This window comes from Streptomyces sp. PH9007, from assembly GCF_059813725.1.
Genome location: NZ_CM187440.1, coordinates 2,919,189 through 2,931,537 on the forward strand (window position 1 = coordinate 2,919,189; position 12,349 = coordinate 2,931,537).

Below are 12,349 nucleotides of genomic sequence, written 5' to 3' on the forward strand. Positions count from 1 at the left end.
AGATCGGTCACGGACGTACCGGATTGAGCGTGACCTCGGCCGTACCGGTGAGCGGAGGCAGCCCGTCCACGCCGGGGTCGGTGTAACTCGCCACGAACACACCCTTGAGGTTGTCGTGATCGGGATCGTGCGAGTCGTCGGTGCCGGTGGTGATGGTGCCCTTGCAGCCGCGCGCCGTGGTCATCGGGTGACCGTGGTCGTCATGGCCCAGGATGTAACTCACCGTGACCCGGGCGCAGTCCACCGGCTGGTCGTCGGTGACCGTCACCTCGAACTCGATGGCGTCCCCGAACCAGAAGGAGCCGCCCGTGACCGGCTTCACGAAGCTGACCTCCGGCGCCTCGTTCCCGATCACGATCTTGACCTCGGCGTTCGCCGACCGGCCCCGGTCACGCCCGCCGATGTCCGTCACCCGCAGCGAGGCGGTGTACGTGCCGTTCTTCTTGTAGGTGAAGGACGGGTTCTTCTTGCGCGAGTCGATCTTGCCGTCGTTGTTGAAGTCCCAGGCGTACAGGAGCTTGTCGCCCTCCGCGTCGGACGTCCCCTCGCTGGAGAAGTTGACCGTCAGCGGCGCGTGCCCGTTCGTCACGTCGGCCGAGGCGACCGGCACCGGGGTGTTGTTGCCGTTCTTGCCGATGTAGTCGATCCGCGCCAGCTGGGCCTCGGGGTTCTCGCTGAAGAAGCCCTTGCCGTACTCGAGGACGTACAGCGCGCCGTCCGGGCCGAACTCCATGTCCATCAGCGCGGAGAACGGCATGCCGGCCACCACGTCCTCGACATGGCTGATGTCGGCGTTCCGGTCCAGGGTCAGGCCCCAGATCTTGTCGCGGGTGAACTCGAAGAACAGCGGCTTGCCCGCGTACTCCTTCGGCCAGGCCCGCGACCCCGGCAGGTTGGCGATGATCCGGTTGTACTCGTACACCGGGCCGGCCATCGGGCCGATACCGCCCGCGCCCAGCTCCGGGAACGCGTCCTCCTCCTCGTACCCGTACAGCAGCTGCGCCGGCTCCACCGGGGGCAGCTCGCGCAGCCCGGTGTTGCGCGGCGAGTCGTTCACCGGCGCGGCGCAGTCGAAGGGCTCACCGGAGACACCGGTCGCGAAGTCGTACTCCACGTACGGCATGTCGGGCGAGACACAGTACGGCCAGCCGTGGTTGCCGGCCTCGCGGGCGGCGACCCACTTGCCGGTGCCGGCCGGGCCGCGATCCGGGTTGTCGAAGCGCGCGTCCGGCGAGTAGTCGGCGACGAACAGGGTGTCGTCACGCGGGTCGATCTCGATCCGGAACGGGTTGCGCAGCCCCATCAGGTAGATCTCCGGGCGGGCGTTCTCCGTCCCGGGCTTGAAGAGGTTGCCGCGCGGGATGGAGTACGAGCCGTCCCGGTTGACCTTGATCCGCAGCACCTTGCCGCGCAGGTCGTTGGTGTTGGCGGAGGTGCGCTGCGCGTCGTACGCGGGGTTGCGGTCCGCGCGCTCGTCGATCGGCGTGTAGCCGGCCGAGTCGAACGGGTTGGTGTCGTCGCCGGTGGACAGGTACAGGTTGCCCGCCCGGTCGAAGACGATGTCGCCGCCGACGTGGCAGCAGATGCCCCGGTCGGCCTCGACCTCGATGATCTGCTGCTCGGTGCTCAGGTCCAGGGTGTTGCCGCGCAGCTGGAAGCGCGAGAGGCGGCTGACGCCCTCGAACGGCGCGAAGTCCTCGGGGGTGCCGGTGATGGGCGCGTCGCCCTCGTTGACGTCCGGGGTCGCCGGGTCATCGGCGGGGGTGTCCAGCGGAGGCGCGTAGTAGAGGTACACCCAGCGGTTGGTGATCCCGTTGAAGCCGGGGTCGATGGCGACGCTCTGCAGGCCCTCCTCGTCGTGGGTGTACACGTCGAGCTGGGCGGCCAGCGTGTTGAGCCCGTTCCACGGGTTGTTGAGCCACACCTCCCCGCCACGGGTGGTGTGCAGCACGCGGCCGTCCGGGAGGACGGCCAGGTCGATCGGCTCGCCCGGGCTGTCGTTGAGAGTGACCTTCTGGAACTCGGAGGTCGGGGCCGGGGGGTTGGGTTCCGGGTGCGACCCGTCATGGGCGGTCGCCGCGGCGGGTACGCTCAGCAGAGCGGCCGCCATCACCGCCACCCAGGCGGTCAGGGTCTTTTTTCTTCGCATTGCATCCCCAATTGGTGCAGTACTTGCGGAGTGGGCCGGCGGTTCCAAGTCCGTGCCGTCCGTGCCGTCGGACAGCACGGCTTCCTGGCGGCGGTCATCCAGCCGCCGCCAGGAGCACGTGGGGTGGTACGGGGCAGGCTCCGGGCATGCCGCCCGGGGCCGTCGTGTCCGGCTACTTGCGGCGCAGGTAGCCGTAGCCGACGCGCGCGGTCTCGATCGGCGTCACATCGGGGCGGTCGTTCTCCACGATGTACTCCTTGACCTGGTGCGCCTTGAAGATCCTCGGGAAGTCGATGATCCCGGTGCCCAGGTCGGCGGTGTCGCCGTCGGTGGCGCTGCGGTCCTTGACGTGGTACTGGAGCACGCTCTGCGGGGCGGCCCGGATCACGTCCAGCGAGAAGCCCTCCGGGTCGCGCTCGCCCAGCTCGACGGCGGCGGTCACCGTCCAGTAGAGGTCGATCTCCAGGTGGACGTAGCGCGGGTCGAGTTCGGCGGTGAGGATGTCCCAGGGGGTACGGCCACGGCCCAGGTCGGTGGTGAACTCGTGGGCGTGGTTGTGGTACCCGTAGCGGATCCCGGAGCGGCAGGCGGCACGCGCCTCGACGTTCATCCGCTCCGCCCAGCGCTGCCAGTCATCGGCGCTGGAGGAAGCCAGGTAGGGCACGTTCATGTACTTCTGGCCCAGGATCCGGGCGTTGTCGATCTTCGTGCGCAGCGCCTCGTCGGTCTCGCTGATGCCCTCGTGGCTGGAGGTGGTGCGGATGCCGAGACGGTCGTGGAAGCGGCGCAGTTCACGGGCGGACCGGCCGTGGTACCCGGCCTGCTCGACCTTGTTGTAGCCGATGCGGGACAGCTCGCGCAGCGTCGCGTCGTACCCGGGCTCACCGCCCAGCGAGTCGCGCAGCGTGTAGAGCTGGATGCTGATCTGGCCCGGGGGGACCAGCGGCTTGCGGCCGTTGCCGTGGCCGGGACCGCCCTGCACGGTCGCGGCCGGGCTCGCCGCGAGCGCGTTGGCGGCACCGCCGGCGGCCAGCGCGCCGGCGCCGAGCGCGACGGCCGCGCCGCGCAGCATCGAGCGGCGGCCCATGCCGCGCGCGGCCAGTGACTGGGTGAGCGTTCTGTCTCCGTCGAATCCGTAGCACATGACGGCTCCTGTGGGTTGGGGGGTGGCCTACGGGGGTGGAGCGGGGGGTGTGGGGGGACAGGGGCGAGCGTCAGGGGGTGGGGACGGCGGTCCAGACGCCGTTGCCCGCGGCGCTCTCCTCCACCGCCGCCAGCAGGCGCTGCACCCGCAGGCCGTCCGCGAAGGACGGTTCGGGGTCGGTGCCTTCGGCGATGGCGGTCAGCAGGTCGACGGACTGGTGGGCGAAGGCGTGCTCGTAGCCCAGGCCGTGGCCCGGCGGCCACCAGGCGTCGAGGTAGGGGTGTTCGGCCTCGGTGACGAGGATCCGGGTGAACCCCTGGGTGACGGTGTCGGCTGTGGCGTCGTGGAAGTGCAGGACGTTGAGGTCCTCCAGGTCGAACGCCAGGCTGCCGCGGGTGCCGTTGAGTTCGAGCCGCAGCGCGTTCTTGCGGCCCGTGGCGTACCGGGTCGCCTCGAACGAGGCGAGCGCCCCGCCGCCCAGCCGCCCGACGAAGACGGCCGCGTCGTCCACGGTGACCTGCCCCGTGCCGCCGCTGCCGTCCGCGAGCGGACGCTCGCGCACGAAGGTCTCGGTGAGCCCGGAGACCCCGGTGATCCACTCACCCGTCACGTACTGGGTGATGTCCACGGCGTGCGCCCCGATGTCGCCCAGCGCGCCGGACCCGGCCCGCTCGCGCGACATCCGCCAGGTGTACGGGGCGGTGGGGTCGCCCAGCCAGTCCTGGAGGTACCGGGCCCGTACGTGGCGCAGTTCGCCGATCCGGCCCTCGGCCACCAGCCGGCGGGCCAGGGTGAGGGCGGGGACCCGCCGGTAGGTGAAGCCCAGCATGGAACGGATCCCGCGGGCGCGGGCCGTCTCCGCCGCCGCCACCATCGCCTCGGCCTCGGCGACCGAGTTGGCGAGCGGTTTCTCGCACAGCACGTGCTTGCCCGCTTCCAGCGCGGCGATCGCGATCTCCGCGTGGGTGTCGCCCGGGGTGCAGATGTCGACGATGCCGACGTCGTCGCGGGCGATGAGCGCGCGCCAGTCCGTCTCGACGACGGGCCAGTCGAACCGGTCGGCGAGCTGGCCGGCGGCCTCCCGGTTGCGGCCTCCGAGGGCGGCGAAACGCGGACGCAGCGGGGGGTCGAAGAAGCTGCGGGCGTTGCGCCAGCCCTGGGAGTGGGCCGCTCCCATGAAGCCGTAACCGATCATGCCGATGCCGATGCCGGTCCGCTCCGTGCCCCGGGGGTCCCCCGAGGCCGGTGGTGGCGTTGGCGTGCTGCTGAGAGAACTCATGAAGGCTGGCCTTCCTTAGGACTCGAAACCCATCGGGGTGTACTGGTCGAGGTTGTCGGCCGTCACGACAGGGGCGTCGAGCACGATGCGGCGCGGGACTTCGATCTGGACGAGGTCGGACAGGCCGCGGTTCTGGGCGATGAGACGGGCCAGCTTGATGCCGTCCGCGGCCTGGGTGGCCGGGTAGATGACGGTGGCCTCCATCTCGCCCGCCTCGATCCAGCGCATGGCGTTGGCGGATCCGGCGCCGCCGATGAAGAAGAACTCGTCGCGCTCGGCGTTGTCGAAGGCGGCCTTGACGCCGACGCCCTGGTCGTCGTCGTGGTTCCAGAGGATGTCGATCTCGGGCGCGGCCTGGAGGAGGTTGGAGGCGGCGCGCTCCCCCGAATCGACGGTGAACTCGGCGGCGACCCGGTTGTCGACGTCCTGGCCGCAGGCGGCGAGGGCGTCGGCGAAGCCCTGGGAGCGTTCCTGGGTGAGCGGGAGCGAGTCGATGCCGGCGATCTCGGCGATGACGGCGTCGTCGCCGAGGTTGTGTTCGGCGATGAGGCCGCAGGCGTACTCGCCGGCCGAGACACCCATGCCGTAGTTGTCGCCGAGGAGGGTGAGGCGGGCGGCGGCATCGTCGGAGAACTCGCGGTCCACGTTGATCACCGGGATGCCGGCCTCCATGGCCTGCATGGCGACCTGGGTGAGCGCGGCGCCGTCGATGGGCAGCAGGACGATGGCGTCCACCTGGTCGTTGATGAACGTCTCGATGTGGCTGACCTGGGTGCTGGGGTCGTCGGTGCCCTCGGCGACCCGCAGTTCGACGTCCTCGTACTGGGCGGCCGTCTCGGTGGCGAACTGACTGATGGCGCCCATCCAGCCGTGGCCGGCCTGGGGTCCCGAGAAGCCGATGACGACGTTCTCGCCGGGGTCGTCGTTGGAGCTGACGGTGGTGGAACCGCCGTCGCTGTCGCCGGTGTCGGCGGAGTTGCTGGTACAGGAGGCCAGCAGACCGGCGGTGGCGAGGGTGGCACAGGCCAGAGCGGCTTTTCTGGGCATGGACATGGCTGTCTCCGAGCGAGAGAGAGATAAGGAGAAGGCGAAGCACGTGGTGCGGAGTGGTGCGGGTGGAGCGGATGGTGCGCGGGCGGCGCCGCGTCGCTAGGGCGTACTGCCCCGGGAGGCCACCCGCTGCTGGAGCAGCACCGCGGCGACGATGATCGCGCCCTTGGCCACGGCCTGGGTGGAGGTGTTGAGGTTGTTGAGCACGAACACATTGGTGAGCGTGGTGAAGATCAGCACCCCGAACACGGTGCCGACGACCGTGCCCCGCCCGCCGCTGAGCAGCGTGCCGCCGATCACCACGGCGGCGATGGCGTCCAGTTCGTACATGCTGCCGTGGGTCGCGATGCCGGCCGTCGTACGGGCCATGATCATCACCGCGGCCAGCCCGCAGGCCAGGCCGAGCAGCACGTAGAGGATCGTGGTGTGCCGCCGGACATCGATGCCGGCCAGCCGGGCGGCCTCCGGGTTGCCGCCGACCGCGAGGGTGCGGCGGCCGAAGGTGGTGCGGTTCAGCAGCACCCAGCCGCCGGCCGCGACCAGCGCGAAGATGATGACCAGCACCGGGACGCCCAGCACCTTGCCGCCGAAGAAGTCGATCAGGCCGCGCTCGGTGACCACCTGGGTCTTCTTGTCCGAGATGAGCTCGGCCAGACCGCGGGCGGCGGCCATCATCGCGAGGGTGACGATGAACGGCGCCATCTTCCCGTACGCGATCAGCAGTCCGTTGACGAGTCCGGCGCCCGCGCCCACCAGCAGCGCGGTGGTCACGATCACGATCCAGTGGAAGTCGGCCGCCATCTGCTGGGTGGCGAGCGTGGTGGCCCAGACGGAGGCCAGCGCCACCAGCGCGCCCACCGACAGGTCGATGCCACCGCCGGTGATGACGAACGTCATGCCGACGCTGATCACCCCGATGACCGAGGCCGCCCGCAGGACCGTCATCATGTTGTCGAAGGAGCCGAACCGGTCCCCGACCGTGGCCAGTCCGACCACACACAGCAGCAACAGGGCGACCACCAGGCCCAGATTGCGGCCGGCCGGACTGCCGAGCAGGGCGCCGATCCGGGCCTTGCCGCTGGGCGGGGCCTGGGGCGCGGCGCCGTCCGGCGCCTGCTGGGCGTGGGTCTGCGCGGTCACGCCGCATCACCTTCCATTACGAGGTCGAGCACGCGGTGCTCGTCGATGTCATCGGCGGCCGCCTCGGCGACGATCCGCCCGTCGGCTATCACCAGCACCCGGTCGGAGAGACCGATGACCTCTTCGATCTCGCTGGAGACGACCACCACGGCGATGCCCTGGGCCGACAGTTCACGGATGAGGGCGTAGATCTCGCTCCGGGCGCCGACGTCCACGCCGCGGCTGGGCTCGTCCAGCAGGAGGACGCGGCAGCCGCGCAGCAGCCAGCGGGCGAGCACGACCTTCTGCTGGTTGCCGCCGGAGAGGTTCTTCACCGGACGGGTCACCCCGGCCGGGCGCACGTCCAGCGCCTGGGTGTGCTCGGTGGCGGCCTCCTGCTCACTGCCGCTGTCCAGGAACCCGGCGCGCTGGAAGCGGGCGAGGGAGGCGAGGGTGATGTTGCGGTAGACGGCGTCCGAGAGGATGAGCGCCTGGCTCTTGCGCTCCTCGGGGCAGAAGCCGATGCCGGCCGCCATGGCGGAGCCGACCCGTCCCGGGCGCACCTTCTCGCCGCCGACCCGGACCGTGCCGGTGGCGGCCTTGCGGGCGCCGTAGACGGTTTCCAGGATCTCGGAGCGGCCGGAGCCGACCAGACCGGCCAGGCCCAGGATCTCCCCGGGACGCACGGCGAAGCCCACGTCGGAGAACTCGCCGGGGCGGGAGAGGTTCTCCACCTCCAGCACCGGCTCCTCGCTCTCGCGCACACCGGGGCGGTCCGGGAAGACGTACTCGATGGACCGGCCGGTCATCAGCCGGATGATCTCCGAGGTCGGGGTGTCGGCGGCGGCGAGCCCGGTGGCGACGGTGCGGCCGTCCTTGAGGACGGTGATCCGGTCGCCGATGCGCCGGATCTCCTCCAGGCGGTGCGAGATGTAGATGATCGCGATGCCCTGCGCGGCCAGATCGGCGACGACGGTGAACAGCCGGCCGACCTCCTCCTGGTCCAGGACGGCGGAGGGCTCGTCCATGATGATCAGGCGGGCGTCGTGGGACAGCGCGCGGGCCATGGAGACGATCTGCCGGCCGGCGGCGGAGAGCCGGCCCACCTCGGTGGTCGGCGACATCTCCGGGTGGCCAAGACGCTTGAGCAGTTCGGCGGTGGCCGTGTTGATCTCCCCGCGGGCGGTGAACCCCCAGGAGGCGCGCTCGTGACCGAGGTAGATGTTCTCCGCCACGGACAGGCCCTCCACCAGGTCGAGCTCCTGGTAGATGGTCGCGATGCCGCGCTCCAGGGAGGCCTGGGGACGGGGGAGGCTGACCTCTTCGCCCTGCCACAGGATGCGGCCGGCGTCGGGCTGGTGCGCTCCGGCGAGCACCTTGATGAGGGTGGACTTGCCGGCGCCGTTCTGGCCGAGGAGGCAGTGCACCTCGCCGGGGAGAACGTCCAGGTCGATGCCGTCGAGGGCGCGGACGCCCGGGAAGTGCTTGACGATGCCGTGCATCGCCAGAAGCGGTTCGCCTGCGTCCGTGACCGGTGCCTGGTGCTGTGGCTGCTCCGGGGACGGGCCGGACGCCTTCGGTGGGCCTGTCATGGCCGTCAACGTAGGGAGGCTTTTGCCGGGAGTCAATAGAAAGTGCAGCAGTTTGTGCGGGAAGATCGGGTGGTACAAGACGTAAGCCCGGTGCGTTGTATCGTGAATCATGCGCTTACGGTCCGCAGTCGACAGAAGGGCAGGGCTCACCATGGCGGAGGCGGAAGACGGCCTGCCATCGGCCGGGCAGGCGGCGGGGGCCGCCACGCTGCTGCGGCTGGTGCGTGACGGCCGGCCGCGTACCCGGGCCGAGCTCGTCGCGGAGACCGGCATGGGCCGCTCGGCCGTCGCCGAACGCGTGGACACCCTGCTCACCTCGGGACTGCTGACCCAGACCGACAACGCCCGCTCGACCGGCGGCCGGCCGCCGTCGACCTTCGTCTTCAACCCGTCCTCGCGGGTCGTCCTGGCCGCCGACGTCGGCGCCACCCACGCCAAGACCGCGGTCACCGACATGGCGGGGGCCGTGCTGGCCGAGGAAGACCTCACCCTGGAGATCGCGGCCGGACCCGAGACCGTGCTCAAGCAGGTCAGCGAACACGGCGAGGCCCTGCTCGGCCGGGCGGGCCGGGACCGCGGCGACCTGCTCGGCATCGGCATCGGCCTGCCGGGGCCGGTCGAACACGCCTCGGGCAAGCCGACCAATCCGCCGATCATGCCCGGCTGGGACGGCTTCGACGTACCGGCGTACGTGGCCGACCTGCTCGGCACCCGGGCGCTGGTCGACAACGACGTCAACCTGATGGCGCTCGGCGAGCACCGCACCCAGTGGCCCGAGTGGCAGCACATGATCTACGTCAAGATCGCCACCGGCATCGGCAGCGGACTGATCGCCGACGGGCGGCTGCACCGGGGTTCCCAGGGCGTGGCCGGCGACATGGGCCATGTGCAGCTGCCCAACGAGGCGGACGTCCCGTGCCGGTGCGGCAACACCGGCTGCCTGGAGGCGCTGGCCAGCGGGGCGGCCCTCGCGGCGAAACTGACCGAACTGGGGATGCCCGCGCTCAGCAGCGCCGATGTGGTGGCCCAGGCGCGCAACGGGTCGGTGACCACGCTGAAGCTGATCCGGCAGGCCGGACGGCACATCGGGGAGGTCCTGGCGACGGCGGTGAGCCTGTTCAACCCGTCCGGGATCGTGATCGGCGGGGCGCTCTCCCAGGCCGGCGAACACCTGGTGGCCGGCATCCGGGAGGTCGTCTACCAGCGGTCACTGCCGCTGGCGACCCAGGACCTGCGCATCGTCCAGTCGGCGGCCGGCGAACGGGCCGGGGTGTACGGGGCGGCCGCGATGGTGGTGGAACACGCCTTCACCCCGGCCGAACTCCCCCAGCACCTGCTGCCCCCGGCGCCCCGGGCGGCGACGGCCTGAGACCGGGCTGCAAGGCCGGGCGAGGCCGGGCGCCCACCCATGACAAAGGGCCGGGCCCCGCATCCGAGGGATGCGGGGCCCGGCCTTCACGCGTGATTCAAAGGTGCGTGAGCGCCTCAGGATCAGGCGGGGACGATGTTCTCCGCCTGCGGGCCCTTCTGGCCCTGCACGACGTCGAAGGTCACCTTCTGGCCTTCCTGGAGCTCACGGAAACCCTGGGTGGCGATGTTCGAGTAGTGGGCGAAGACGTCGGGGCCGCCACCCTCCTGCTCGATGAAGCCGAAGCCCTTTTCCGAGTTGAACCACTTCACAGTGCCACTGGCCATGTCATATCTCCTTCGGGGCAGTTCCGGAACCCGCACCTTGCGGGCTCCGTGTCGCCGCGATGATTGCCCCACCGGAGGAAAACCGGAAAAACAAAAAAACTCCTATCGTCCGGGAGTAACGACCCCGGAGAGCGACAGGAGCATTTCACGTCTGGGAACCACAACTGCAACCAGTTTCCGAGGCTAGCACGACACCGGAGAAGGACGAAGAAAAAACATGAGCAGGGCGCGAAGATCACTCTCCACACCGTGACGAATCGGTCACGGCGTGCCTCATCCCGCCGTCCGCGCCGGGAGCGACCCCGCCCCGGTGCGCCAGAGATCGAACAGGTGCACCCGTTCTCCAGTGGCGCACGGTCACCGAATCATCCGAACGAGGTGTTTGTCGCGGGAAGTTCCGGGACAGACCCGGGCGGTGGGCGCGGCGTGCCTACATTCGTGAGGCCGCCGACCGGGCGGGGACGGGAGAGGTGGTGGCCGGGCCGATGCGACAGACCGTACTGGAGGGTGTACCGGCCGACACGGGCCTCGCCCTGCTGAGAGAACTCGTCGACGAGGCCGTCTGGCTGGACCGCTCCCCGTACCTCAGCCACGCCTTCGGCACCGAGGGCACCAGGCGCTGGCTGCGGCCCGCCACCCTCCCCCGGCAGGCCGCACGGGAGACGGCGGACCCCGCGGCCGGCGCGGGCACCGGCCGCCGGGTGGCCCTCGCCCCCGGCCCTGAACACGGCCCCCGGGCCGCCGAGTGGGCCCGGTCCCACGGGCACCGGCTGCTCTCCCCCGCCGCCGGCATCACCGCCACCGCCGGGGACAAGATCGACGCGCTGGCCCTGCTGGCCGAGGCCCGGGTCCCCGTGCCCGAACACGTCCTCGTCCCCGCCACCGGCCGCCGCGGCACCGCCGCGTACTGGCCCTCCCGGTGGAAACAGGCCGTCCTCCAGCGCCGCGAGAACACCCTGCGCGGCCGGGGCACCGTCCGCGTCACCAGCCGCCCCGAACTGACCCGGGCGCTGTGCGTGTGGGAGGGCCACCGCCTCAAACTCAGCCGGCTGGTGCCCGGCCTGCCGCTCACCGTCACGGGCTGCGCAGGCGGCGACCGCACCGTGGTCTCCGCCGTCTCCCACCAGTTGGTGGGGCTGCCGGAGCTGACCCCGCACTGGGGCACCCCGTGCGGCGGCCAGCTGGCCGGGCCGGCCGACCTGCCGCCCGGGGTGCACGCGGCGGCCCGGGACGCCGCGCACCGGGTCGGTGAGGTGCTGCGCGGGCGCGGCTACCGGGGCGTGTTCGGGCTCGACCTGGTCGCCGAGGACGGCCGGGTGCTGGCGGTGGAGATCAACCCCGGGTTCCAGACGGCGGTCTCCCTCACCCACGCCGCCGAGCGGGCCGCCGGACTGCTGCCCGTCCTGGGGCTGCACATCCTGGCGCAGTTGCTGCCCGCCCTGCCCCCCTCCCGCGCGGTGCACGGCGATCTCCCGCCGCTGAGCCAGATCCTGGTGCACGCGCGGCGCGCGGCCGGCCTGGGCCCGGACCTGCCGAGCCCCGGCCGGTACCGGCTGACGCCGCACGGCCCGCGCCCGCTGGCGGACAGCCCGCCGGTGACGGAGCTGGCGCCGGGTGAGGCGCTGTGCTGGCCGCGTGTGGTGCGCGGGGACGGCCCGGTGCGTACCGGCGACGAACTCATGCTGGTGCAGTTCAACGACCGCGCGGTGCCGCTCGTCCCGCGCCCGCGGCTCAGCAGGGCCGCCAGCGGCTGGGCGACGGCCATCAACCAGGCGCTGGGCGCGGGACGGTAGCGGGACGGCTCAGCCGGCGGGCGCCGGGGCCGGCACGGCCGCTTCGTCGACCGGCGGCACGGACCCCTCGTCCGCCGCGGTGATCCCGTCCTGCGGCGGGCACGCCTCGGCGGCCTCCCCGGCCTCGGCCGCTTCCGGCGCCGGTGCGACGGTGGGCGGCACCTCCCGCGGCGCCTCGGCGATCCCGTCCGCCTCCGGCACCGGCACGATCTCGGGGACCGCCTCCAGCGGGGCGTCGCCGTCCTCGTCCACCGGCGGGACCGGCGCGGGCACCAGCGCCTCCTCCTGCGGCGCCTCGTCCACGGCCTCGTCCACCGGCGCTGGTACGGGCGCGGGCTCGGCCGGCGCCTCGTCCAGGGCCTCCACCTCGGGCGACGGCGCGGGCTTGTCGGCTGCCGAGGCCGACGCCACGCCCCACCCGGCCACGGCCAGCGCACCCCCGGCCGCGAGAGAGACCAGCACCCGACGCATCCGCTGCTTCCGAACGTTCATCACCACTCCAACCGAACCACGCGGCAGGGGCCGACT

10 protein-coding genes are annotated in these 12,349 nt (G+C 71.6%); 2 read left to right on the top strand and 8 right to left on the bottom strand.

Going from position 1 to position 12,349, the window contains the following annotated elements:
• Positions 1-7: 7 nt before the first annotated feature.
• From ACTFAP_RS13310 to ACTFAP_RS13335, 6 genes are all read right to left on the bottom strand, one after another.
• Positions 8-2,149 (bottom strand): PQQ-dependent sugar dehydrogenase, encoded by a 2,142-nt coding sequence (locus ACTFAP_RS13310; RefSeq protein WP_500469181.1) that lies wholly within the window; start codon positions 2,147-2,149, stop codon positions 8-10.
• 172 nt (positions 2,150-2,321) lie between these two features.
• On the bottom strand, positions 2,322-3,293 hold the full coding sequence (locus ACTFAP_RS13315) for a sugar phosphate isomerase/epimerase family protein (protein ID WP_500469182.1): 972 nt from the start codon (positions 3,291-3,293) through the stop codon (positions 2,322-2,324).
• A gap of 70 nt (positions 3,294-3,363) precedes the next feature.
• On the bottom strand, positions 3,364-4,572 hold the full coding sequence (locus ACTFAP_RS13320; protein WP_390118127.1) for a Gfo/Idh/MocA family protein: 1,209 nt from the start codon (positions 4,570-4,572) through the stop codon (positions 3,364-3,366).
• Between the two features lie 15 nt (positions 4,573-4,587).
• Positions 4,588-5,625: a substrate-binding domain-containing protein gene (locus tag ACTFAP_RS13325; protein WP_390118125.1), complete on the bottom strand. Its 1,038-nt coding sequence runs from the start codon at positions 5,623-5,625 to the stop codon at positions 4,588-4,590.
• Positions 5,626-5,721: 96 nt separating this feature from the next.
• Positions 5,722-6,762: an ABC transporter permease gene (locus ACTFAP_RS13330; RefSeq protein ID WP_400011446.1), complete on the bottom strand. Its 1,041-nt coding sequence runs from the start codon at positions 6,760-6,762 to the stop codon at positions 5,722-5,724.
• The gene (locus ACTFAP_RS13335) at positions 6,759-8,243 is read right to left on the bottom strand and encodes a sugar ABC transporter ATP-binding protein (RefSeq protein ID WP_500469465.1); all 1,485 of its coding nucleotides are present in this window, start codon (positions 8,241-8,243) and stop codon (positions 6,759-6,761) included. The genes ACTFAP_RS13330 and ACTFAP_RS13335 overlap by 4 nt, the downstream gene beginning before the upstream one ends.
• 241 nt (positions 8,244-8,484) lie before the next feature.
• Between ACTFAP_RS13335 and ACTFAP_RS13340 the strand changes: the two genes are divergently transcribed.
• Positions 8,485-9,702: an ROK family transcriptional regulator gene (locus ACTFAP_RS13340; RefSeq protein ID WP_400011447.1), complete on the top strand. Its 1,218-nt coding sequence runs from the start codon at positions 8,485-8,487 to the stop codon at positions 9,700-9,702.
• A 122-nt stretch (positions 9,703-9,824) separates the two neighbouring features.
• Here ACTFAP_RS13340 and ACTFAP_RS13345 read toward each other — a convergent pair whose 3' ends face one another.
• Complete coding sequence (locus ACTFAP_RS13345; RefSeq protein WP_019434089.1) at positions 9,825-10,028, bottom strand: cold-shock protein; 204 nt, start codon at positions 10,026-10,028, stop codon at positions 9,825-9,827.
• A gap of 485 nt (positions 10,029-10,513) precedes the next feature.
• On the opposite strand from ACTFAP_RS13345, the gene ACTFAP_RS13350 reads away from it, so the two are divergent.
• On the top strand, positions 10,514-11,821 hold the full coding sequence (locus ACTFAP_RS13350) for an ATP-grasp domain-containing protein (RefSeq protein WP_500469183.1): 1,308 nt from the start codon (positions 10,514-10,516) through the stop codon (positions 11,819-11,821).
• A 9-nt stretch (positions 11,822-11,830) separates the two neighbouring features.
• Here the strand turns inward: ACTFAP_RS13350 and ACTFAP_RS13355 are convergent, their stop codons facing one another.
• On the bottom strand, positions 11,831-12,313 hold the full coding sequence (locus ACTFAP_RS13355; protein WP_500469184.1) for a hypothetical protein: 483 nt from the start codon (positions 12,311-12,313) through the stop codon (positions 11,831-11,833).
• Between the last annotated feature and the right edge of the window lie 36 nt (positions 12,314-12,349).